We start from the raw sequence: 25,155 nt of genomic DNA on the forward strand, positions 1-25,155 counted from the left end.
AACTATCACGTAGATTCGCGATTTCATCCACCTGCGCGATCAGCTTTCCAGCTGTAGGAATGAAAATTTCACAATCTAGGGCAACAAATGATCTGGCTTCTTCAGAGGAGTTGGGCATCTACGCCACCTTTTTGCAAAGCGACCGCCTACCTCGCCGCCCTTCATCTTTTCGTTAGCTTGAGTGACCTGTTCGTAATCAATCAAACCGAAATCAAGCTGACTTACGAACTGGTTAACCAGTTCCTCGTCCAAATAGAGAAATTCTCGTAATTCTATTACTTCTCATCCTCTCCAAAACCACTCGCATACCGTGGCGCGAACTTTTCCATCTGTTCATACACCAACTGGGTGGCTTCCTTTTGCCGGTCTGGTGGATACCCGTACTTGCGCAGCAGCAACTTGATGGTGCGGCGTAGCTTGGCTTTGACGTCGTCGCGGACGGTCCAGTCGGTGCGGGTGTCGCGACGCATGGTGGCAACCAAGTCACGGGCGATGTCAGCAAGCACGGAATCACCCAACACAGTGACGGCTGACTCGTTCTGGGAGACCACGTCGAAGAACGTCAGCTCGTCGTTGGACAGAGCAGGAGCGAATTTCTCACCACGGCGTGATTCTTCAACCACTTCCTTAGATAGCGCCACCAGCTCCGCGATCACTTCGGCAGCGGTGAGCTGTTGGTTGGTGTAGCGCGTCATCACCTCTCGGATACGCTCCGAAAATAGTTGGCTGCGCAGTTCGTTATTTCCGGTCGCGTCACGTACTCCCTGTTGGAGCTTCGCCCTCAGCGCCTCGATCGCAATTTCAATGTTGGACTTGACGTTCTTTTCACTGAAACCTTGGCTAGCAAGCTCCTGTAGATTCGGTACATCCTGCCCAATCTCCGCGTAGATGTCCAATACCTCACGGCTTTCAGCAGCATCGACGACGAGCTTGCCCAGAATACGTCGCGCGGTATCAGAAATCGGTTCACCGCGACTTGCTCTGTCCGCCGCTTCTATCTTGATCAGCCACTGGCGCGCCTCAAGGTAGAACTCCACTTCCGATCGAATCTCATCAGCGCCGTTAGCGGTCACAGCAATCGCCCAGGACCGAGCTAGCGCGCTAGAAAGCTCTCGGAATTTCTTCGCTACCGGTCGAGCCATTGGGTTTTCTGGGTCAGTGTTCCCTGGTGTCTGTGGTGAACGTAAGAATCCCGCCACCGTTGCTAGTGCCCCGCGCACGTCACCGCTTTGCAGCTTTGTGTGCCAATCCACCGTCACTAGTTCGTGGATTTGTCCCAGGAACTGCTGCGCGATAGTCAGGGTTTCTTCCGCATGCTGGCCGATTACCTTTTCACCGGTTTTCTCTGCATCGACGGTGAACTCATCGAGCGCTTCCTTCAGGTTGTCGGTCAGGGGCGCGTATGCGATGAGCAGACCATCTTGCTTGCCTCGGAAGGTTCTGTTCACGCGGGCAAGTGTTTGCATGAGCAATGCACCGCGCAATGGCCGGTCGATGAACAATGTGTGCAGTGGCGGCGCATCAAAACCGGTGAGCATCATGTCTTTCACGATGATGATTTCCAGCTCGTCGTCTGGATTCTTCACACGTTCTTTGACAGCCTTAATAGCGCTCGGCCGACGCATATGCTTCTTAATCTCCGCGCTATCTGACGGATTCGCGGAGTACACAACCTTGATCTTGCCCTTGTCGTCAGCATCGCTATGCCAGTCAGGGCGCTTTGCGACGATCTTGTCGTACATCTTCATTGCGATACTGCGGGTAGATGTGACGATCATGGCTTTGCCTGGGCATCCGATGAAGTCCTGCATGACGGTCTTGCGGTCTTCCCACCGCAGCAGTAGGTCGTCGACAAGCGTGTCCAAGCGATCGTCGGCACCATACATGGCTTCGAGAGCAGCAGCGGTGCGCTGGATTCGGGCACGCTCAGACTCGCTGAGTCCTTCGAGTGCCTCATCAGCGGTGGCGTCGATGTACTCGTCGGTGATGCCTTGGACTCGGGCCAGCGGGATTAGCCGTGGCTCGAAGTAAACGGGCACGGTCGCGCCGTCGTCGACTGCGCGCTGCAGGTCATACACGTCAATGTCATCGCCGAATACTTCCCTAGTGTTGCGGTCCAATTCAGAAATCGGCGTGCCTGTGAAGGCAATCATGGTCGCATTCGGCAGTGCCTCCCGCAGATGCGCTGCGTAGCCGTCTCTGTTGCCCTGGGCGGAAAAGCCGTAGTGCGACCGGTGGGCTTCATCAGCAATAACAATGATGTTGTGTCGCTGCGACAGCACCGGGTGCTTGGCGTGGGCGTTACGCTCGTCCGCGGTCAGGCCGAATTTCTGCAAGGTGGTGAAGTAAATACCGCCCGAGGTGCGTGTGGCCAACGCGGTGCGCAAGTCATCGCGGTCTTCAATCTGGCGGGGCTTTTCCGGCAACAGGGTGCTGGCGAGGAAGGTGCTGTAGAGCTGACCGTCGAGTTCCGTGCGGTCGTTAATCACGATGATGGTTGGGCTTTCCAGCTCTGGGGCGCGCATCACTTTGGCTGTGTACATTTCCATTTCCATGGACTTGCCTGAGCCCTGAGTGTGCCAGACGACGCCAGCCCTGCCGTCTCTTCGCACAGCCTGAATGGTGGTGGCGGCAGCCTTGGTCACAGCAAAGTACTGGTGCGGCTTGGCGATGCGCATGTACAGACCGCGATCGGTGTCATCAAACGCGGTGTATTCGCGCATGAGCTGCAGGAACCGAACCTGATTGAATACACCCCAGATCACGTTTTCCAACCCGAGCGGAATCTGCCCGGAGCTGTCTGGTTGGTCCATCTGAATTGGCAAGCCGCTGTCGTCGACGTTCCACGGCGACATGTGGTTCAGCGGAGTAAACGGGGTGCCGTATCGCGCGTCGAGTCCATCGCTTGCCACCACGACGTTGGCAAAGCGGAATGCCATGGGGAACTCGTGGACATAGGTTTGTAGCTGGTTGAATGCCTCTTCCGCTGTGGATTTACCAGCGGGTTTCTTCAGCTCAAAGAATGCAACCGGCAGACCGTTGATGTAGGCCACTACGTCGAAACGACGCTCATATTCCACGTTGCGGATGATGACTTGGTTGACCACTTTGTAGTCGTTTTTATCCACATTGGACGACACAAAATAGATCGTCGGATTTTGGCGCTGCCCGTCGAGGTCGTAGTACTCAATTCCCGAGTATCCCTGCACCAGCATCTGATGCACGCGCAGGTTTTCCGCCACGGGATCCTGGGACTTTGGCGTTAGCAGTTCGCCGATGGCCTGCTGCAGAAACTCCTCGGGTACTTCCGGGTTCAGCTTGGAGACAGCCTCATTCAGCGTTTGCCGGAGAACTATTTCTTTCCAGTTTTGGCGCTCACCAGAGCCCGGCGCGACTGCTGTACCGGTGAGCTTTTCCCAGTCATTATCAACGAGCACCTCAAGAGCGGTTTGCTCCAGCATTTCTTCACTAAACACTGCTATCTCCTTCCTCCTGCTGGTTTTGCTTTACGACGCCCACGTCCCCGGCCGCTTCCTTCGCCTCTGCAACGGTGATCTTCCCGTTCATCAGCAGCGGCAATAGTTCGTCACGGGTTGCAGCGAGGACTTGGTTTTCTTTCTCCAAAGCTCTTTTAGAAGCGTCAAATTGTCGGATTTGAGCTCCAACCTGACGTTGAACTTTAATCCTGGGTAATTGAAGTGGTAATCTACTCAGTAGGTCTCGTCGAAGCTCTGTCTGCCCAGTTGTGCCCTCGGCGAGGTCTTCAATCTGCTTTTCCATCGATGTCAGGACTACTCCTGCAAATTCAGGATCAACTTTTCGCTCATCGAACTTCACGATTGAGACATGCGAATCCGCAGTTGCATCGGGAATGCGCTCAATCCACCTGGCCGCTCTACCTAATGTCCCTACACCAGTCGAGTTGATTAGTACATCCGAAGGCTCAAGCCGTTTGGCCTTATTTTCTGGCAAATTCGACAGAGTTCTCGCCGCAGTCAAGTCAACCGCCTGATTTCGGATGCACCGTTGGTTTACAACCAATGAACCGTCATCTGTATATTTTGGTGCGACTCCTCGGCTTACGGATTTAGCGATATCATCCAGCCGAATACATACCCCTGCTTGATTTTCCCGGCGAACTAACGACTGCACTAATACATCCTGGGCGTTAATAACCTGCTGATTCGCCGCAATCTTGTCATCCAAGGCACCAAAGAATTCACCAATTCGTTCCTCCTCATCAAAACCAAAATCGGGAACTGAAATATCTCTCATTGCTTGTTGAGACAATTTGGGTTGGGCTGACCCCGTGATATAGCCCGACAAATCAGTGTTGAGGATTGCATATTCAAAGAATTTGAGTCGGTTACGAGAAACGCCACCAAGCACGTGAACATGATTATTAGCCCAGAACTCTCCGTCTTGGCACCACGCGACAGGCAATGAACGCGACTGAAGATTTTCCCCATCTTCAGCGAGACACAGCAGCGGCCCCTCATGGGTTCTTCCTTCCACGAAATCGACCACCCCTGAAGCTCCGAGGTAGGGCGTCTTTCCTGGGATTCGTTCATTGGATTTGATTGGCCGACGGTCGCTGTCCAAAACTGTTAGAACATCCCCGAGCTTCTTAGAGTTAACCATCACTTCAACCTCCCCAGCTGCTCGCGAACAACAGCGTCCAAACGCGCGGATTCGTCCAATGCAGCAGTCAATTCTGCAGCTAGACGTGCGATCTTTTCGTCGATAGGCTCATCATCTTCTTCGGCCTCAGGCATACCCACGTAGCGGCCCGGCGTTAGCGCATAGCCAGCTTCGCGGATCTCCTCAATCGTCGCTGACTTACAGAAGCCCGCCTCGTCCTCGTACTCCCCTTCCGCGGACTTACGCCCACGCCAGGTACGGAACGCATTAGCAATCTTGGCGATGTCCTCATCACTAAACGCCCGCTCCGTGCGATCGATCATGTGGCCGAGCTGGCGGGCGTCGATAAGCAACACCTCACCACGGCGATCAACACTGCCACCAGCACCCGCCGACTTATCCTTAGCAAAAAACCACACGCACACCGGAATGCCCGTGCCACGGAACAACTGCGCCGGCAGCGCAATCACACACGAAACAATGTCATCTTCCACCATGTTCTTGCGGATCTCGCCCTCACCAGAGCTTTGCGACGTCATAGTGCCGTTCGCCATCACCACGCCAGCTTCGCCGTGATCCTTCAGCTTGGAAATGATATGCTGCATCCACGCAAAGTTCGCGTTCTTCGCCGGAGGCACACCGTACTTCCAACGGGCGTCCTCATCATTGCGAATCCAATCCTTAATGTTGAACGGCGGATTAGCCATGATGTAGTCCATCTTGGTGCCTGCGTGAATATCGCGAGCAAACGTGTCGCCCCAACGCTCACCCAAACCGGACGAGCTGATAGCGTGAATAGCCAAGTTCATCTTCGCCATACGCCAAGTACGCTCATTGAGTTCCTGGCCGTAAACGGCAATTGCGCTGCGGTCGCGCTTAGTAACCTCCAAGAACTTCTCCGCCTGCACAAACATGCCGCCCGAACCACAGCAAGGGTCATACACACGCCCCTCGGTCGGCTCAAGGATTTCTACCAACGTTCGAACAACCGGCTGCGGCGTATAGAACTCGCCGCCCCGCTTGCCCTCGGCCTTGGCGAATTTATCCAAGAAGTACTCGTAGACCTCCCCAAGCAGGTCACGGGCCTTTTTATCCCTAGTGCTGGCAAAGTACGTAGAGCTAAACAGATCCACCAATTCACCGAGACGACGCTGGTCGATATTGTCCTTGCCGTAAATCTGCGGCAGCGTACCCAGCAACGATTCGTTATCCGCCATGAGCTGCTGCATCGCCTCATCAATCAACTTGCCGATGGACTTATGTTGACCCTCCAACTCCATGCCCTTGGAGTTCTTCTTCAGAAAGTTCCAATGAGCCACAGGCGCTACCCAAAAAACATTCTCACTGGTGTAAGCATCAACGTCGGCAAGATCTTCTAGGATGTCTTCCTCATCGAAACCCTTACCTTCTAGCTCCGCGCGGATTTCCTTCTGACGCTCATCAAAGGAATCCGATACGTACTTCAAAAACACCAGCCCCAGAACAACATCCTTGTACTGCGACGCATCCATAGAACCGCGAAGCTTATCCGCGGACTTCCACAATGTGTCCTTGATTTCCTTAGGGGTGGAAGGGACCTTGGCCACTTCCTTCTTCTTTCGTACCATTTTCTTTCCTCACTTATCTTTGCTTTTCGCTATTTTCTAGTTCGTTGAAGCACTGAGCTTCATACAGTTATCACGTGGGCTAACTAGGCGCCGCCCTAATAGCGCCGCTAACCAGCGCTTCTCCCAGCTCTGCTTGAAAACTATCGAGCCGGTCTAGCTGAGACTGGAGCTCCTGTCGCTTCGCATTGACCTCCACTAGAGCAGATTCAAAGGCAACCGCGTCCTTCCGATCCACAACCGGCACCAACCACGATTCCTTCTTCTTCGCCTTCACCTTGCTAAGCTGCTGCGCCAACAAATGCGGTGTTGTCACCTTCTTCAACAGCTCCTTCGTCCTCCCCCGAGTCTGCCTACACCGCAGAACCTGCACTGGTGCCTCAACGAGCGCACCGCCGGAAGAGTCCACAAACACATGCGGCCTACCATCAAAGGCAAACAAAACGTCGCCCGGCTCGGTCAAATGGGCGTTCCGAAGCTTGAACTCCAACTCCAGCAAATCAACTTTTCGCTCACCGACCTGGACAAGCCCCAACAATTCACTTCGCCCAATCACTGGCACAGTGCCATCAGGATTGGCTACATCAATATCGGCAAGTTTGAACCCCGACAGCAACTTCACCACCGCTTCGGGCCCGTTCGTCGCCTGCGCCCAGTTGACCAGTTGCTTCCGTCGCGGAGCATACGGATTTCCAGCTTGAGCAAAAGGCGCGTTATTGAAAGGAGTAATGCCTATCGATGACGCACTCTCACGCAACTGTGTCATCGACACGTCCTCGCTAATCGACGCTTGCCGTTCCAATGTCGGCATCAAAGAATCACGCATCCGCGCGATACGCTGCGGGATGACCTCAGCTTTATAGAAAGTATGCGACCTCGGATTTACCCGGTTATCTACAGCTGCTAATACATCTCGGACTAGATGACGAACTGAATCTGGGGCTAAATCCATCACCGAATAATCCGCAAGAACAACCACGTCATCAGCGGTTTCGGCATTGACACTATTCCGCAGAGCCCACAACGCAAGTTGCTTTTGCCCCAAGTGCCGAGTCCACCCTTTAGGTAGCAGCGCAGCAAATCGAAGTGAAGTTTGCAAGCTGGTTCGACTCGGCCACAGGCAGTTCCTTCGCTCGGTGTTTAGGTACTCCGATTGAGAAGAAATGAGCAAATCAGCCGGCCCCACTACCAATACGCATCCACGCTGGTCAAGACCGGTCACAGCGAGATCCACCTGATTGAAAAACTCTTCAGAGTTATCGGCCGTAGCGGCCAACCATCGCATTAACACTACGGCAGAAGGATCCCATTCGTCAGTGTCCACCTCTACCGGAATGCCCAGCCCGATGCTCAGACACATTTCCGGGCTGAATCGGGAATACTGCAGAGCTAAACGGGAAGGTACAGGCATTGCGCCGGAAACTCGTTGAGCCCACGTGTCGCCGCCAGCACCTAAGGCCACGATTTCTCGACTGCCCTCGTCAATGCTTAGCATCTGTGCAATTTCTGATCCCACGGCATCGAGACACAGCTCAGCACCAGCAATCATGCCTTCGGCAGATGCGTTACGACGATACCCGATTATCTTCTGCAAGACTTTGACCGCGGAGAAACCTGCCTCTGCCAATTCATTAGCAATAGCGACCGCCACATCTAATTCACCATTGAGGACTGACTCCGGAACAACCGGTTCCAAGAACAGGCGGTCACGGACAAGCTGCGGCGTTACTTCCTCCCCAGTTAAAGCATGCACTGCCAATGCTGCCCACACCGCTGGGCGGTTTACAGCATCCAAGAAAAGATCGCTATGAAAGGCCACATCCTCGACAGCTTCTGCATTATTACCGTGATGCGTGTCAATAAGCCACCGCGCTACTTCACGAGCATCAAATTTCATCGAAGGATCTGTTTCTACAGGCTTCGGAAAAGGAGTCGCAGAGGTAGAAGGAAAACGCGTCTGCCATTGCGTAACAGCTGGACGTTTTACTTCTGCTAAGTTCGCTATCCCTTGCATAGAGATCAACAGTGCGCTCATCTTCACTTACCTCACTTTCAACGCCCATGCCGTGGTTGCTCCAACGATCAAATCTGATAATAGAGAACTTTAATCAGCGTTTTTTACATGTGTCTGTTAAGCACCCTTAACGAACATGTAATGATGACTGTGCGTAGTGTTGTATGCAACATTCCTGCTTGAGGATGGCTCAAGTACTCCACCCTTTTTGAAACTCCCCAGACTTGGTAAAAAGTACGAAACCACACATATATGAGGGTTCTTGTTTGTAGCATGAGGAAAACTCGAAACTCGATGAGAAGGAAAACTCATGCCACAATATGAAGTTCTGCAAGTCGTACTCAAAGAAAAATTCCTAGGTACTGGCTCCGCAAACCTCACCCAGCTTGAAAACGTAATCAACAGCAAAGCAGCCGAAGGCTACCGCCTACATACCATCACCACTGCCTCATCAGGCAGTAAAGGCCTAATGGGTGGCGATCGCATCCAAGCGACAATGGTCTTTGAAAGCCTTACCTAGAAACCAAGTACTTCGAAAGAAATTCCGACCTCTAACCCCCTATTTCACCGCATAGCTGCGGCGAAATACTCAGTGTGGGCGACGAGATTGAACTGCTCATTACGTTGTTAGCAGTTCCACCCGAGTGGGCGGGCTATGTTTATGTCCGTTCTCGCCGTCCGAAAGGACAATGGAACTAGTCGCCGGCTTCGGTATGGCTTATTCCTGTCCCTGTTAAGAAAATGATCCGGGGGTGACGTCGCCGAAAGCAGTGACATACTCCACCTGAAGTGCCCCAGGTTTTGTTCCGTTTGAGTAGATGGGAAAATTTGGGGCACTTCACTTCTAGCATAGAGAATTAACTCTTAAGCTACGCTAGCCCTAACTTCAGCGCATTATCGCTTATAGCTGAAAGTAGAGCTTTGTTCCCATCTATCTGCTGGGCATTTGCCCGTTTTCTTCTTGTTGAGGAGGGGGTGTCTCGGGTTGATGTTCCGAAGCTCAACATGCATCCGGACAATAGGAAACGTGATAGCGGCTAGACAATGAATGGCAAGACGACTATGTGCTCGCAGCTGTCGATTTTTTGGCCATACTTTATTAACGGACCAGATCAACTTTCAGGGGCCAGTTCAACATCTAGAGCGCCGAGGCGGTGGCCTTTGTCTATCTATCTTTAGTCGACGAACCAAATGCACTTACGCCAAACTTATAGTCTGGTTCGAAGTCGATTATTAACTCAAGGCGTTTCGCGAAATCAAAGCGCTTTTTTTCGTCGTCCTGAAAACTAGCCACATTATAAAAAGCCGGAAGCATTGACTTTCTGTGACAACGGTCAATTTTCTTACGAAACTGGCCTTGTTTTTCACGGTGTTTGTTGTCGGTCTTAGCCAAAGTCTAGATTGGTGCGATACTAAGTTTCTCAGTGACCGTAACGATTCCATTCCCGGATCGAAACGCCCAGCGGGGATATCCATATCTGCGGCAATTTTACGCCAAATACGCTGTCCATCATCCGGTGTGTTGTCACAACGTTGTATCAGCTTCACCAAGCGACCGAGCGAAAAGCTATCAACGACTGACCATAACGCCAAGTCTTTCGATAGCGCTCTACAATGCTCCCAATTACTCACATCACACCGCTTAGGAGGTTCGCACTTCAGCGCCTTACCGGCTTCAGAGAGTTGTTCTACGACATACGTTTCACTGTATTCAAGAATGTCGTTCATTAAGCCACGAACTAAATGGTCATTAGTGTAATCCCCACCCAAATTCAAATAGTTTTCGAAATCAAGAAAAGAACCACGTGGGTCAAACTTCTCGCAATACTCTTGCACAAGATAATGCCGCAATAGCCACTCAGCGTTTCGGATACCCGAATAAAGGACTTCCGAAACCCTCGCGTCGATATCAATCAATCGAAAAACACGGTCAGGAGTTTTCTGACCACCCAATTTTCCATCGAAGTGCAACTCACGAAAATTGCGGGCGTATCCCAAGAAGTAATGAAAATTCATCGATTCTAGTCGGGCGATATCACAGTCAGTGAAACTATCCCGAGCAAAGTAATCCTTTTTGTACAGGTAATCCACCCGTTCTTCTAAGGTAAGAAAGGGGGGCCTATTAGCCATTTAGTTTGCTCCTTAATTGAGGATAAGCCCTAGAAACCGGAGGGTTTCTAGGGCTTACCAGGGCCACTACAGCGGGACGCTTCCGAGAGAGGCGGCTGCGGGAACTGTTATCTAGAACGATAGCGCGCATTAGCTGGTGTCGCAATTTACGACACCCCCAACGCCTCATAATCGCACATGAACACGCTGACCGGGGGAATTTATCGGTACACCAAACGGGGTGTGGATTGCTACTCCCCGCGGTTCCAAAAATAAAGAACTTAGCTGGGCAGAAAAACCACACACTTTCAATGAAGTCGGGGCAATCTTCACGATTCAAGGCTTTGACCTCAACTACGCTGGGGTTATCATCGGCCCATCAGTCCAGTACCGTGATGGCGAAATCGTCTTCGTACCTGAAGAAAGCCGCAACCCTAACGTCCGAGCAAAAAGAACCCTATCGGATGGATCAAAGAAATCTTTTGCAGAAGATCTCTTACGTAATCAGCTCAACGTTCTTATGACCCGCGGTGTCCACGGTGTTTACATCTACGCCGTTGATCCAGCGCTACAGGCTGAATTGCTCAAAGCGTCTGCTTCTTCTCGGCTGCTGTCAATTACTTGTGAGATCGTGCAGGTAGTCAGGGGTGATGGAATCCTGTTTTAGGTTAGTAGTTGGGCAGCTAAATTTTTTGATGTTGTTTTCGGCGGGGCGACAGTAGGCATGTTCGATGTACGGGTAAACTTGGGAGACCGTTAACGTCGGGGCTTGGTTGAGCTGACGGGGGATTTCTTCGCGTTCTGCAAGGCTATGCATCAAACACACAACCCGCTTGGTTTCGTCGCTAAGCACAAACCTAACCAAGCAAGGCAGACCCAAGAGGCAAAACTGGTGGGGTGGGAACCGCGCGTCCTGATGGCTGCGCCAAGCGAGTATCAAACTGACTACTTGCTAGCTGGCGATCCGCATGAGTGATCAGGCTTAAGATGTCGTCGGCATAATAACCAGTCGTGCCTCGAGTACCGATAACTTTTCCACGCAAAATGCCCGCAGCCTGCAAATCTTCAAGCGCCCGGCGCGCGTTGGACCAGGTCACACCGTACAACCGCTCTAGCGTCTTAGCTGTCACAATCGGATGCGCAGCAAGACCTGTGAGCAGTTTGAAATCTATCGAATCTGCACGCAGCGCACGGGTTTTACCTTGGCTTTTCCGGTACTCGTCTAAGTGTTGCTCCCAATCCTGTTGGATCCCTAATAACTGATCAGCCAGTAAATTCGCCTGTGTGACGGCTTCCTGTGCTGCATCAAAAAAGGTATCGAGCCAACGAGGAACATCACCTTGACGAAACGCCGTAAGCCCTTCGACATAGCGTTTGGACCACGTGCCCAAAATTAAACTAATAGGCAGAATTGTTTGATGCGTTAACCCACGACGCAATAGAGTCCCATGGATCAAGGCACGCCCAACACGGCCGTTTCCATCCGCGAACGGATGAATAGTTTCAAACTGGGCATGGATAATTGCAGCCTGGGTCAAAGCTCCATGTGCAGCACCATTAAAGTACCGGCAGAAATCGGTCATTAAGGTGGGAACTTCTTCAGGCGGTGGCGGAACAAATTCGGCCCCAATGGGTGTTCGACCAGGTCCGCCAATCCAGTTTTGAATCTTTCGTATCCCTACAGGAACCGTTGGATGCGCGCCAAGGAGCTCAGATTGCAACTGCCCAAGATGCTCTGGGGTAATTTCTGGTGTAGTAGCAAAGGAATTTTCTACGGAACGAAGCACTTGTAGGTTTCTCGCCACGGCTTCAGCACTTTCCTTGAAGCCACGAACGTCTTCTTCTTGTGCCAATTCAGCAAGAACAACCTTGTCAACGTTAGGCGCAATGCCTTCAATGCGTGACGACGAAATCGCTTCCGAGCGCATCAGCAGGCGCGCAATGCTTTCCAGTTGCCCCGCACCATCTCGCCGCCCTAAAGCAATAATGCTTCTCTCGATTTCCGCAGCTTTTTGCGCCAATTCCACAGGAATAACGAAACTGGCATCAGAAAGTGTGTCAGGGATGTATGCCTCATAGCTGCCGCCTTGTCTATCTCTTCGAGAAATGCCACTACCGTCAGCCGGTATCCAATGACGCGTAACCCATTGAGGCATGTTTAACGCCTTTCCATTCCCCAAAGCCTGTTTCATGATTGTTTAACAGTTATTCAAACATGAAATCAGGGTGGAAGCAACGGAAAACAGTTATCCAAACATGATCACGGGCCGGTTGCGCCGCCGCTGTGAGCAATTTTTGTACCCTAAGGCTGCAAACCGCAGGACGGCTGCTCAAAAACGGGGCTTAAGGTGCAAAAATTGCTCACGCACCCCTCACGCACCCCTCACGCACCCCTCACACCACAAGCGAAAGCCCGCGGTAGCGGTTGAGCGCCGCCATAACTTCCTGCAGCCGGGGCATGGCCACGCGCCCTGGGTGTCGCTCGGCGTGAGAGCCTGCGCGCTGCCCGCTGAGTGCTGCCCATCCGTGGGTTTCTACCTCCGCGAGCACGTCGTTGACCAGTGTGATCATGGGCGTGTGGCCGTCGGCACGCTTTTCTAGGGTTGCGATGATGCGGGCGATTGCTTGGGTTTGGGAGGTACAGGCGAGTTGACTGATGGCGCGGAGGTCGATGTCGCAGCTACCGTGCTGGATGGTGTCGATTCCGCGGGCGCGTGGCGGCTTGGGGGCGCGTCCGCGCTGGTCACGTTGGGTGCGGACGCGCGCGACCACCCGCGGAGTGGGCCATGTCATTGGCGTGAGAGCAGGCACTGTTGGGGTGGTGTTGATGAGTTGTTGCGCTTGGGTGGTTACGTCGTGGGGTGTGTAGGCGTCCATGGCGATGACGGTGTCGGCGATGTCGATGAAGGCGCCTGAGCCGCCGGCGACGACGACTGTGGAAATGCCGTGGTCGCGCCATAGTTCGCGGGCGCGGTCGACGAGCGGGGTGATGGGTTCGCGGTCGGCGGGGACGAGGCGGCGCATGCGTGCGTCGCGAATCATGAAGTTGGTGGCGGAGGTGTCCTCATCAATGAGGAGTGTGCGCGCACCTGCTTCGAGTGCTTCCATCAGGGCGGCGGACTGCGATGTGGAGCCTGAGGCGTTGGTGGTGGAAAAGGAGGTGGTACGCTCCCCCGACGGCAGCCCGTTGATAAATGGCGAGATGTTAACACCCGTGATCGCGCGGCCGTCCTCGGCGCGTAGGGCGACGGCGGTAGGGTCGGCGACGACAAGCTCACGGCCATCGCCGGCAACATGGTCATAAACGCCGGTGACCAGAGCGGATAGCAGCGTTGATTTGCCGTGGTAGCCGCCACCGACGATAAGGGTCACACCCTGCGGGATTCCCATGCCGCGCACGGTCCGCCCCGACGGCAGCGCAAACTCATGGGCCAGGGAGTCGGGTGCAGAAAACGGGATCGCATGGGACTTCGGCTCGTCACTGTTGCCCGCCTGACGAGGCAAAATGGAACCGTCGGCAATGAACGCCACCAGCCCAGCACCCGCGAGCGCACCCCGCAGCGCAGCCTGATCGCGCTCCAGCTCCGCCGCCGCGTCCAGCTCGACCTGTAGCGCATCCCCACCAGCGGTTATGCACAGCGCACGGTCGAGTGCCCGCGGCAAGGCGTTGCACAGCAGTTGGGCCGCCTCACGCCCACGGATACGCCGCCCCCGCGCCGGCAGCTGCACCTCAAAACAAATCTGCAGCGCATCATCTAGCTGCGTCACCGCCGCCCGCGACAACACCTGCTGGCCGGGGCAATCAATGGCCAAACCGTGGCAGAACTCCCCCGCGATTCGGCGATTAAGCAGGTCACGTTGGTGCGTCGATAAGCTCCCTGAAAATGGCAGCACGGCCAGCGGGACCCGCACACGGCTTAACGACGCCGGCGCGTATGGATCCGACTGCACCTTATCCAAGAACAGCTCCGCCCCTGAAAGCCCCTCCAAGGCGTGCCGTCCTGCAATCGACTTGTACGCGCCATAACCCTTGCCATCTAAACTGCTCAACCGCTGAAATAAAGTGCCCATAGAACACCGCATGCTACCGCATATCTGAGCCACCCCATAAGCAATTTTTGCACCCTAAGGCTACAAAACCGCAGGACGCCCCCCTCAAAACAGCGCTTAAGGTACAAAAATTGCTCACGCTGGGGTTATTTTGCTGTGATTACACCGCATGCAAAGCGAGCACCAGCGTCGCCGGTCTTCAATGTGTCCTGATCAGGGCCTTCTGGCGCATAGCGCTCGGGGATGTTGGCGAAGTTATCTCGGCCTTCGTGCACAATAAGGCTGGCACCATCGGTGCTGAGAAGCAGCTCGGGGGTCAGGGCGTCGGTCGTGACCGTCAACTTTGCAGTGCCATCCTGAGCAGCCAAAAGTGAGGGCAAATCACCAGCGTGCGGATGGTATCCCGCGGAATGGTCAGCACCATGTGCATGATTTGGCCCGCTTAAATGACCTCCAGCGGACTTGAAGTCACCTTCACATTTACCCTTATCGTGCACATGGAAACCATGGAACCCTGGCTCAAGCCCCTTTGCGTCAACTTTGATCTCAGTCCCAGCCTGTGTGGTTGTAAAAGTAACTGTGCCGGCGTCTTCACCCTTCTGCGTGACGAGCTTCGCGGTAGCAAATGGGGTTGCCATCTCGCCTGACGACGTCTCACTTGCCGATGCGCTCATCGAGGCATTTTCAGCTTTCTCAGCACTGTTACCGCAAGCTGTCAGGGATAAAACACCTGCTACGACAAATCCCGCACCTAGCATTGTGAACTTTTTTGATCGTGGGGAAGTTGCAGAGAATGCACGAGTATTCATTGTTAGCCTTTCATTTCATCAGCTATCCCACTATGCCACCCGATAGAATAAAACTATGAAATGACAATTAAAGATAGTGTTTTGGTATTGAAAAGCACTTTAGCATCACTGAGATAATTTAGCCAGACCCAATTTCCCGAGCCCGATCGGGATGACACTCCACGATTCCACCCCAGCGCGCCCGTGAGCAATTTTTGCACCCTAAGGCCGCAAAACCGCAGGACACCCCCCAAAAAATGGCACTTAAGGTACAAAAATTGCTCACCTAGAGCTTAAGGGCGGCAGGGGAGCAAGGGGTTTAGCGGAATGATAGGGGAGTTTATGAGATTACCCCTACTGGCCATCGACATCCATCGGTAGCAAAAGCGATATTTGCAAAAATGATAGATTTTTACAAATATCCGCTGCTAGCATTTGAGGAATTTTACAAAAACCGCCAGTTTTTCGAATTTTAGGACCGAGAATGACATATAAATCTTTAAAAACGCATTTCCACCAAGATAGTGATTCCTCTACACGGTTGTACGCCCAGAGAATTACGTCAGAAAGTGCTTTGAGGTGGGATTTCAATATCGGAGAGAACCCCGCATTCTGCCTATTGACCCCAGAACTAGTGACACAATCCGAACAAATTTTTATTACGGAGCGAAAAATCCAAGAAATTTGGCAGGCACTTCCGCCGGTTGCCACTAAAGGCTATTTGAACAAACTTCTGGTAAACGAAATAAAGGCAACCAATGATATTGAGGCTGTTCATTCTACGCGGAATGAAATCTCAGCGGCTTTGCAACGAAAGTTTTGGAATGAAGTAACCAAAAATAGATTCGAAGAAATCGCAAGAATATATCGAGAGTTAGGATCTGGGACTCGACCAGTGCCAACGACCTGTGAAGATATAAAAAATATCTTTGACACAGTGACAGCCGGTGAGATAGCAGAAGAAGACCGTATCGACGACGGTCTCTTTCGCTCTGACACTACACAGATAGTCAGTGGAACAAAGGTCATTCACAAAGCTGTTCCTGTCGAAGAAATCGAACCACGGATCCAAATTATGCTGGATATATTAAATGATGATGACATACCAGCACTCATAGCAGCCATGGTCACACATTTTATGTTTGAATATATCCACCCATTTTTTGATGGTAACGGGCGCACAGGACGGTTCCTGCTCGCGCAGAAACTCTATACGGTTCTTTTACCTCCTACTGTGATGGCTCTATCGCCTGCTTTATTTGAGAAACGAAACAACTACTATAAAGCCTTTGAAGAAACCGAGCATCCATTAAATAAAGGTGACCTCACACTTTTTGTTGCCACATTGCTGAAAATACTTTTGCAGGCACAAAATGCAGCACTTACGGATCTGACTGCCCGGCACGATGGCTACAAAAAACTAAACGGGAGTGTCGATAAGCGAAAAACTGGCAACAAAGTTCCCGATCGCCATGTCGACATTCAATTTTTATTAGGACAAGCGTGGTTGTTTAGCGAAGAAAGATCTATCGATCTGGACATTCTAGAAAAGTATTTTTTGGAGACAAAAGCAACACTGCGTTCTGATCTAGAAACTCTTTGCCAAAAAGGGTTAGTGGTGAAACGTCGATCTAAGCCTTTGGCGTTTGCGCTCACATCTCAAGCATGTGAGGAACTGGGATTAGAAGCTATTGAATGAACTACAATTAATACTGACCACCGCAGCCCCGCGGTGAGCAAGCAAAAAATCGGCCCAACGATCTCGCTGGGCCGATTTCTCGTGTTGTGGTTACTTGACCACTAGGTTGACCATGCGTCCTGGGACGACGATCTTCTTGATCACGTTCTTGCCTTCAATGTGTGGTGTCACGGCATCGGAGGCAAGTGCAATTTCAGAGATCTGGTCTTGGGTGGCGTCGGCAGGCACCATGATGCGGGCGCGGACCTTGCCGTTGATCTGGACTGGCATTTCTACTTCGTCGTCAACGAGCCACTTGTCTTCGTACTCGGGGAAGGCGACAAAGGTGATGGTGTCGTTGTGCCCAAGGCGCTTCCAGAGCTCTTCGGCGATGTGTGGTGCGACGGCTGCAACCATGATGACCAGTGGTTCGACGGCTGCGCGTGGTGCACCGGTGGAGCCGTATGCCTTGGTCAGGTAGTTGACGTATTCGATAGCCTTGGCTACCACGGTATTGATGCGCAGGCCTTCGTAGTCGTCACGCATGCCGGCGATGGTGCGGTGTAGTTGCTTGAGGTCGTCGTCGGTGAGTGCTGCGTCGGTGACAACGATGGATCCGTCGTCTTCGGAGACGACGAGGCGCCAGAGCCTTTGGAGGAAGCGGTGAGCACCGATGACGTCCTTGGTGGACCATGGGCGAGAGGTGTCCAGTGGGCCCATGGCCATTTCGTAAACGCGGAGGGTGTCGGCGCCGAAGTCGCGGCAGATGTCGTCAGGTGCGACGGCGTTCTTGAGGGACTTGCCCATCTTGCCGTATTCCTGATTGACTTCTTCGCCCTGGTAGTAGAATTTGCCGTCTTTTTCTTCTACTTCATCGGCTGGGACGTACACCCCACGGGAGTCGGTGTAGGCGAATGCCTGGATGTAGCCCTGGTTGAAGAGGCGTCGGTAGGGTTCGCGGGAAGTGACAAAGCCGAGGTCGAAGAGGACTTTGTGCCAGAAGCGGGAGTACAGAAGGTGGAGCACGGCGTGCTCGACACCGCCGACGTAGAGGTCAACGCCGCCGGAGTCTTCTGCGCTGCGTGGGCCTGTCCAGTAGCGTTCGTTTTCGATGTCGCAGAACGTCTCGCTGTTGGTGGGGTCGATATAGCGCAGTTGGTACCAGGAGGAGCCGGCCCACTGTGGCATGACGTTGGTGTCGCGGGTGTACTTCTTCAGGCCGTCGCCGAGGTCGAGTTCTACTTGGGTCCACTCGGTGGCTTTGGCCAGTGGTGGGTGTGGTTCGGAGTCGGCGTCGTCTGGGTCGAAGGAGACTGGTTTGTAGTCTTCTACCTCGGGTAGTTCGACGGGCAGCATGGACTCGGGTAGTGCGTGGGCGAGGCCGTTTTCGTCGTAAACGACTGGGAATGGTTCGCCCCAGTAGCGCTGCCGGGCGAAGAGCCAGTCGCGTAGCTTGTATTGGATCTTTTCGGATCCTTTTTGCTTGTCGACGAGCCACTCGATAACCCGGGCAATAGCTTCCTGCTTGTCCAGGCCATTGATGTCGAGGCCTTGGTCGTTAGCGGAGTTCACGGCTACGCCGGATTCGGTGTAGGGCTCTTCGGCAATATTGCCGCCAGCGACGACCTCGCGGATGGGTAGGCCGAACTCGGTGGCGAATTCGTAGTCGCGGGTGTCGTGTGCAGGCACAGCCATGATTGCGCCGGTGCCATAGCCGGTGAGAACGTAGTCGCCTATGAACACTGGGATGCTCTCGCCGTTGACAGGGTTGACGGCGTTTACGCCGAGGTAGACACCTGTCTTTTCCTTGTTTTCTTGGCGCTCAAGGTCGCTCTTTGCTGCGATGGAAGCGCGGTAGGCCTTGACTGCTTCCGCAGGGGTTGCTTGGCCGAAGGTCCAACGTGGGTCGATTCCTTCGTAGGAGTTCGTGCTGGCGGCGACGAGGGCGTCGACAAGCTCGTGCTCAGGGGCGAGAACCATGTAGGACGCGCCGAACAGTGTGTCTGGACGGGTGGTGAACACGGTGATCGTGTGGCCGAGGGCATCAAAGTCCACCTCAGCGCCACGCGAACGACCAACCCAGTTACGCTGCATACTCTTGACCTTGTCTGGCCAATCCAGCAGGTCAAGGTCGTCGATAAGACGATCCGAATATGCCGTAATGCGCATCATCCACTGCGACAACTTCTTGCGGAAAACTGGGAAGTTACCGCGCTCCGAACGACCATCGGCGGTGACCTCCTCGTTAGCCAACACCGTGCCCAAACCAGGGCACCAATTCACCATCGAGTGAGAGCGGTAAACCAGGCGGAACTCATCAACAACCTTGGCCTTTTCCACCGCATCCAACTCAGAGTACGAGTCAGCAGAGCCCTCGAAGCCCTCCGGCAACGCCACTTCACCCGACTCCAGAAGCGGAATCAGCTCAGAGATAGGGCGGGCCTTTTGCTGCTTGGTATCAAACCAAGCATTGAAGATCTGCAGGAAGATCCACTGCGTCCACTTGTAGAACTCCGGATCAGTGGTAGCCACGCTACGGCGAGGATCATGACCCAAGCCCAATGCACCCAGCTGGCGCTGCATGTTCGCAATGTTAGCCATGGTGGTCGTGCGAGGGTGTGTACCCGTCTGAATCGCATACTGCTCAGCTGGCAGACCGAAGGCATCGTAGCCCAAGGTGTGCAGCACGTTCTTGCCCAGCATGCGGTTATAACGAGCAAAAACGTCCGTCGCAATGTATCCCAGTGGGTGACCAACGTGCAGGCCGGCACCAGATGGGTACGGGAACATATCCTGAACAAACAGCTTGTCTTCAGGGAGTTTGTCTCCAGAGACGGCTAAATCGCCCACGGGGTTGGGGGCGTTAAAAGTACCGTTATCAATCCAGTACTGCTGCCACTTTTTCTCAATTTCTCCAGCTAGAACGGCTGAATATCGAAAAGTAGGACTCACTGAACTTGCCGGGGGGTTTCCACTTGGACTAGTCATGGAGACCTAGTTTAGTAAAGGTTTGATAAAAAAGTTGAAAAAAATCAAGCTCAGTATTGTATAAGGATTACTTAACCTGTTAGAGTGCAGATAAATCGTTTTACAGAAGAAAGGAGGGAAGATCATGGGTGCTACTGTCGTTCCAACGATTTTGAACACACTCGCAGCAATTTTTGGCATTCTTGCTGGTCTACTCTAAATCCATCTGTATTTACTACAGAATAAAGCCAAAGTTGGGAGCCAATAGGCTCAAACATCTAGGTTCAGCATCCTGAAACAATGTACTTTATTTAAGTTACATTAAGTTAGAAATATAAAATTTTCATAACTTTTAAGAAAAAACTTAAATATTTAGTTTCGGAAGATGTATAAAGGAAAACAAGCAGTTACCATCCGGTAATTAGCTTCCATAAACAAAGGAGTTATTATGGGAACCGCAGCAGGACTGAACGCAATTACCGCCATCATTAGTGCACTCGGTCCACTTTTCAGCCTCATCTTTGGTTTAATTTAAAACCCGATGCAGGTAACTAGGATGTTTCCCTTTGTAGCAGATCACGATTTTTGAGTATATAGGGCAGCATCTCGAAATGCAACTAATCAGTTGCATAATTCACCGCAAGTAATCAATCACTTCACATGTATATAAGGAGTCATCATGGATACTGCATCTACGATCAACTCAGTTCTTCAGATTCTCGCTCCTATTCTAGGCATTCTTGGAATTCTGATTTAAGAGCCACACCTAATAGACAGAGTGTTTTCCGTTGGCTGGCGGGGTCACTATAATCCCACTGGCTAACGGAAAACACTCTGTCTATTAGCACTCAAACTTTTAAGAGGGCTTTTCCATCGGCCATTTCTACGAAGCGGTCAGCGTAGGCCAGTTGGGATCGGTCATGGGTGACCATGAGGGTTGCGAGCTCGAATTCTTTAGTGATGTCACGGAGGAGCTCGACGATCTCCTGGGAGAGACGGGCGTCGAGAGCCGAGGTGGGCTCGTCGGCAAGCAGGAGTTGGGGGTTACCCATGAGTGCGCGGGCGATGTTGACGCGCTGGCGTTGGCCGCCGGAGAGTTGGGCTACGCGTCGGCCGCCGAGTCCTTCGAGTCCGACGCGGGCGAGTAATTCGTCGGCGCGGTCTTTGCGGGGTTTGGTGCCGCGCAGGTGGTCGGTAATGAGCAGCTGTTCGCGGGCAGTTAGCGATCCGAGGAGGTTGGGCTGCTGGAAGACGAATCCGATGTGCTCACGGCGTGTCGACGTAGCGTCGAGGCCTTCCGCACCGCGGAGTGTCACGGTTCCGGCGGTGGGTTCTTGGAGGAAGCCGGCGATGGAGAGCAGGGTTGATTTTCCGGAGCCGGATTCGCCGACGATGGCTACGAGCTCGCCTGGGAATATTTCCACGTTGGCGGAGTCGAGGGCGGCGACTGTCGAGGTGCCGTCGGGGTAGACAACGCTGGCGTTGGTGATAGAGAGAACTGGTGTGGCGCTCATGCTGTTGCTCCTAATGCAATCTGAGGATCGACTTTGGTGACGTTGCGGACGGCGATGGTGGCTCCAATGAGGCCAAGTATCCAGATGCCGAATGCCGGGCCGAGTACAGATACCCATCCGAGTGAGAATGGCACGCTGCCTGCAATGAGCCATCCGAGGAGGGCGCCGATGCCGGTGCCGAGGGCCACTCCTGCGGCGAGGATGATGGCGGCCTGGCCGAGGGCGTCGATAAGCAGGTAGCGTTTCGACGCTCCCAGCGCGGCAAGCACGGCGATGTCGCGGGTACGTTGCAGCGTCCAAACGGTCAGGAAGGACACCGTGACCAGTGCGGAAATGATGTACAAGAACGCCTGCATGCTCACTAGGGAAGAGCGCTCCGACTTATAGGCGGGCATTGCTTGGAATGCGCCCTTGAGGTCGGTAACTACCTCATTATCTTGAGGCTGGGTGGTTGGCTCCTGGTTGAGAAGCAGTACTGTGCCCACGGCCTTAGTGTGGCTGACCATCTGCCAAGTGGCGGTGTCCACCCAGACCACGGGGGTGTGGCTGTAGTTCTCGGTTTTTACAGTGCCGGCAACGGTGACGGTGGCACCACCAAGGGTGATGTGATCGCCTGCGCGTACGTGCAGGGAGTCGGCGAGCTCTGCGGGAAGCAGTGCACCTTGTTCGATGGAGCCGCCCACGGAGTCGGGGAGTTTAGTTCCCTCGGGAAGGCCCATCACTGCGGTGGTATTGGCGTTTTGGTCCGATTCGATACGGGTTTGGGAAACGCCAAGGGGAGTGGAGTCCTTCCAACGTTCTATCTGTTGCTCGGAGATTTCCGAGGAGGTGAACTCTGGGGAGGAGTCACCTGCTGTGGTGAACACCACGCTGTGTGGTGCGAGTGCTTCGATAGCTGAGGTGTTTTGTTTACCTAGGCCTTGGGTGAGGCCAGTCAACATGACGATCAACAGGGTGATCAAGCCGACGACCGATGCGATCAGGGTGAAACGCCCTGCTGCGGCGCGGATGTCGCGGATTCCTAAGAACATGATGTGCTCCTTACTTTCACTTCTATTGTTGTGAAAGTAAGGAGCTATTCCATCAGTTGCCGTGGTGAAACTCCGGTCAACCAACTGGTTGATATGACATCACTAGGTTAGATTGCGCGCTCTACTAAACAGCGCCTACTGGCGACGCATCCGCACCAAGCCCAGTACCGCAAAACCGATACCAAAGAACGCCAATGCGGCCGGAAACAGCAGGTCAGCGTAGGAACCCGTCTCCGCGAGTTTCTGCTTAAGTGCAGACTTCTTCACGTTCGGGTCTTCCTTCTTGGCCGTTTTGTTTTGTTGATGAGTATTTTTACTCTCATCACTACCACCCGAGCTTTCGCTCTTTTTACCGTTATGGTTAACAAGGTGTTTTTGGTCTGATACAGGGGGAACCTTGTGAGCTTTTTTCGCCTCCTTTTCATTTTTATTGGCTACACCCTGCTCCGAGCTAGCTACAGTATCATTTCCCACCAAGAAAGTGACCGGTTGTGGCTTTGCTATTTCTTTGTCTCCACTCATCGCCTTGAAGTACAAGGTGTACTGACCTGGTTTACTAAACGACCAGTTGCCATGCAGGTGTAGCGGCTTTTTAGTACTAAGCATGCGATATTTGGAGTCCACTGAGTCGAGAATTTTCTCAACCTGCCCTGTCAGGGCATCAGCTTGATAAAAGACTGCGCGACCACCCTCAGGAGTTTTTACATCATCAAGAATGATGTCAATCCCTTCTGGATAATCACCGTAGTCTACTTCTTCTGAACTAAATCCTGGCCACGGTTTTTGAGGCTCTTCACTACTTGGCAATAAATAGAAGCTCTCATCTATTTCTCCCAAAAAATCCCATTTGGGATCGGACAGTTTCTTCTCGCGTACTTGTCGGGCGTTATCACCAACACGGATAGCCGTGCTTTCAAGAGGATGCTGGACATTTTCATGCTCAAGGCTAAAACCTAGCCCATCATCATCAGACAATCGGATATCAATATGCCCTGCTGTCAATTCATGCACGGCACTATTCGATGAAGGCGCTTCTTCCTTGGTGGAAGAGACATTTTGTGAGCTACTTTGTGTTTGCTGTCCCTTTGGTTGTTCATTTAGAGAGTCAGTTTTTTTATTACTTTCGCTCGTAACTGCAGAGTCATCAGAAGGCACTTTGCGTTTGTAGGAACCAAAGGTGTCAGAGACTTCCGGCGACTCTTTTTCCTCAGTCTCCTCAAATTCAAATTTCTGTGCCACTTCTTTGGAAAGATCAAGCTGAATTAGTTCCGAATCTATTGGTTTTACCGCTGCCAAAGGATGAGGAGTAACGTTTACTTTCAACCAAGGATTAAGCTTCACACAAGCTGAAACATCAAATTCTTGGTTAATCTTTCCGTCTTTATCAAAGCGCCCTTCAATACTACATGACGGAGATATATCATCTCTCTTCTTATCAAATAACTTAACAGTTACATATCCCTGCAAGTTTTCATCGCCAATTATTGAGAGTAAATGTTTACCATCTTTCTGCGGCGTTAGCTTAACCTCAACCTCATTATTATCAAGCGAAATTGATTCTGGATGCCAGACTAATTCCTCATCAATCTCATCAGGCTCTTCAATATCGTCTGCTGTTTCCGATACGTCTTTCGTATCTCCAGTTTTGTACCCAAACGCAGAGGACAACCAAGCAGGTTCATCAGAATCATCAGGAATAAACAGAGCTTGATACTGTGATTCACCTTCTCCAAGGTAATTAGTAGTCTCAGCTTTGCCATTTTTTACAGGTAATTCATCTAAGAAATACCCATCAATCAACAAAATTAGTCGACCGTCGCCACTTCCCTCAAAGCGAATGTCTGTATTCTTTCCAGAGTTTTTCTGAGATGGATGGAAAGATATTTTCCCAGAACCATTCTCCTGTTTTGCATTCTCCCAAGATTTCTTAAAATCTCTAATTTTTCCTTCATCAGGTTTGTTACCACCAACTTGCCATGCAAGTTCCATAGGCATCGTTTTGATGGGTTTACCGTCATTATCATAGGCTGTCGCTTGATAAGTAAATACGTAACGACCAGGTTTTGTAAAAGTTGTGTGATAATGCGAGTGACGAGGTTTAATCAAAGAACGTAAAGACTTATCTTTACTAGAAAAAACACGCACTATACCGGCCGAGGTTGCAGTAAATACTTCAGCTTCTCCTGGACCTTCTACCTTCAAAAGATCTAGCGAGTAATTGCGATCTTGAATCTCATCACTTTCAGCCGCTTCTTGCAGTTTGGCGCCACTATTGTAGCCAAAGTAGATAGGAAGCTGATCTGTTCCTACGTCTTGCGGAGCCTGCCACACAATAGATCCATTTGGAGCTACAAATGGAGTTTGTTCAGTTGAAGTGAACAGAAAACGACCCCATGCTGGCACCCACATTACAGCTTCTTCCGCCGGGCGCCCACTGAATTCTATTTCTTCGTCATCTTTGCCATGAGAATCGAGACCAACAACAACCCCTAGGCCAGTGACATTATCTTCTTCATTTACAGCAGCTTCAGGTGAGAGATCCATATGTGTGCCATAAACGGTGTGTTTGTTCTGGTCTGGTCCAGCTAGGGCAGTAGGGGGGAGAGAGGCGAGACCAGTCACAAGGAAACAAGTAGCCGCAGCTCCGACTAATCGACGGTGAGGGATTTTCATCAAACACACTTTCATGAAATTATCGGTATTTATTTCCATTAAATACTATGGCCTATTTTGTCGCTATGCAACATTGGCTTCAATTA

At 52.2% G+C, this 25,155-nt stretch carries 15 protein-coding genes and 1 pseudogene; 3 read left to right on the plus strand and 13 right to left on the minus strand.

Annotated features, from left to right (window positions below; translation table 11 throughout):
- Positions 1-75: 75 nt before the first annotated feature.
- From CIP100161_RS12655 to CIP100161_RS11595, 5 genes are all read right to left on the minus strand, one after another.
- A complete protein-coding gene (locus tag CIP100161_RS12655) occupies positions 76-276 on the minus strand; it encodes a DUF6414 family protein (RefSeq protein ID WP_456298357.1) in 201 nt (66 codons plus the stop codon).
- A complete protein-coding gene (locus CIP100161_RS11580; protein ID WP_155874420.1) occupies positions 276-3,476 on the minus strand; it encodes a type I restriction endonuclease subunit R in 3,201 nt (1,066 codons plus the stop codon). The genes CIP100161_RS12655 and CIP100161_RS11580 overlap by 1 nt, the downstream gene beginning before the upstream one ends.
- Entirely contained in the window at positions 3,469-4,641 is a 1,173-nt protein-coding gene (locus CIP100161_RS11585) for a restriction endonuclease subunit S (RefSeq protein ID WP_155874421.1), read from the minus strand. The genes CIP100161_RS11580 and CIP100161_RS11585 overlap by 8 nt, the downstream gene beginning before the upstream one ends.
- Positions 4,641-6,248, minus strand: a complete 1,608-nt coding sequence (locus tag CIP100161_RS11590) for a class I SAM-dependent DNA methyltransferase (protein ID WP_155874422.1) — start codon at positions 6,246-6,248, stop codon at positions 4,641-4,643. Before CIP100161_RS11590 ends, CIP100161_RS11585 begins: the two co-directional genes overlap by 1 nt.
- Before the next feature lie 79 nt (positions 6,249-6,327).
- Positions 6,328-8,280 carry a DNA-binding protein gene (locus CIP100161_RS11595; RefSeq protein WP_155874423.1) on the minus strand — a complete coding sequence of 651 codons (1,953 nt, stop codon included), beginning with the start codon at positions 8,278-8,280 and terminating at the stop codon, positions 6,328-6,330.
- A 289-nt stretch (positions 8,281-8,569) separates the two neighbouring features.
- On the opposite strand from CIP100161_RS11595, the gene CIP100161_RS11600 reads away from it, so the two are divergent.
- Positions 8,570-8,779 (plus strand): DUF4177 domain-containing protein, encoded by a 210-nt coding sequence (locus CIP100161_RS11600; protein WP_155874424.1) that lies wholly within the window; start codon positions 8,570-8,572, stop codon positions 8,777-8,779.
- A 645-nt stretch (positions 8,780-9,424) separates the two neighbouring features.
- On the opposite strand, the pseudogene CIP100161_RS11605 reads toward CIP100161_RS11600, so the two are convergent.
- Positions 9,425-10,389 (minus strand): annotated as a pseudogene (locus CIP100161_RS11605) (Abi family protein).
- A gap of 220 nt (positions 10,390-10,609) precedes the next feature.
- On the opposite strand from CIP100161_RS11605, the gene CIP100161_RS11610 reads away from it, so the two are divergent.
- A complete protein-coding gene (locus CIP100161_RS11610) occupies positions 10,610-11,035 on the plus strand; it encodes a DNA/RNA helicase domain-containing protein (protein WP_232053169.1) in 426 nt (141 codons plus the stop codon).
- Between the two features lie 190 nt (positions 11,036-11,225).
- Here the strand turns inward: CIP100161_RS11610 and CIP100161_RS11615 are convergent, their stop codons facing one another.
- From CIP100161_RS11615 to CIP100161_RS11625, 3 genes are all read right to left on the minus strand, one after another.
- Positions 11,226-12,524, minus strand: coding sequence for a Fic family protein (locus CIP100161_RS11615; RefSeq protein WP_155874426.1), 1,299 nt, complete (start codon positions 12,522-12,524; stop codon positions 11,226-11,228).
- 238 nt (positions 12,525-12,762) lie between these two features.
- Positions 12,763-14,451, minus strand: a complete 1,689-nt coding sequence (locus CIP100161_RS11620; protein WP_155874427.1) for an ABC-ATPase domain-containing protein — start codon at positions 14,449-14,451, stop codon at positions 12,763-12,765.
- A gap of 113 nt (positions 14,452-14,564) precedes the next feature.
- Positions 14,565-15,227 carry a superoxide dismutase family protein gene (locus CIP100161_RS11625; protein WP_155874428.1) on the minus strand — a complete coding sequence of 221 codons (663 nt, stop codon included), beginning with the start codon at positions 15,225-15,227 and terminating at the stop codon, positions 14,565-14,567.
- A 463-nt stretch (positions 15,228-15,690) separates the two neighbouring features.
- Between CIP100161_RS11625 and CIP100161_RS11630 the strand changes: the two genes are divergently transcribed.
- Positions 15,691-16,905: a Fic family protein gene (locus CIP100161_RS11630; RefSeq protein ID WP_155874429.1), complete on the plus strand. Its 1,215-nt coding sequence runs from the start codon at positions 15,691-15,693 to the stop codon at positions 16,903-16,905.
- A 90-nt stretch (positions 16,906-16,995) separates the two neighbouring features.
- Here CIP100161_RS11630 and leuS read toward each other — a convergent pair whose 3' ends face one another.
- The 4 genes from leuS to CIP100161_RS11650 form a co-directional block, all read right to left on the minus strand.
- On the minus strand, positions 16,996-19,872 hold the full coding sequence (gene leuS, locus CIP100161_RS11635) for a leucine--tRNA ligase (protein WP_155874430.1): 2,877 nt from the start codon (positions 19,870-19,872) through the stop codon (positions 16,996-16,998).
- Positions 19,873-20,699: 827 nt separating this feature from the next.
- Positions 20,700-21,365, minus strand: coding sequence for an ABC transporter ATP-binding protein (locus CIP100161_RS11640; RefSeq protein WP_155874431.1), 666 nt, complete (start codon positions 21,363-21,365; stop codon positions 20,700-20,702).
- Entirely contained in the window at positions 21,362-22,396 is a 1,035-nt protein-coding gene (locus CIP100161_RS11645) for an ABC transporter permease (RefSeq protein ID WP_155874432.1), read from the minus strand. Before CIP100161_RS11645 ends, CIP100161_RS11640 begins: the two co-directional genes overlap by 4 nt.
- 135 nt (positions 22,397-22,531) lie before the next feature.
- On the minus strand, positions 22,532-24,940 hold the full coding sequence (locus tag CIP100161_RS11650) for a choice-of-anchor M domain-containing protein (protein WP_232053170.1): 2,409 nt from the start codon (positions 24,938-24,940) through the stop codon (positions 22,532-22,534).
- Positions 24,941-25,155 lie beyond the last annotated feature (215 nt).

Origin of the sequence: Corynebacterium rouxii, assembly GCF_902702935.1 — a bacterium.
Classification (GTDB): domain Bacteria; phylum Actinomycetota; class Actinomycetes; order Mycobacteriales; family Mycobacteriaceae; genus Corynebacterium; species Corynebacterium rouxii.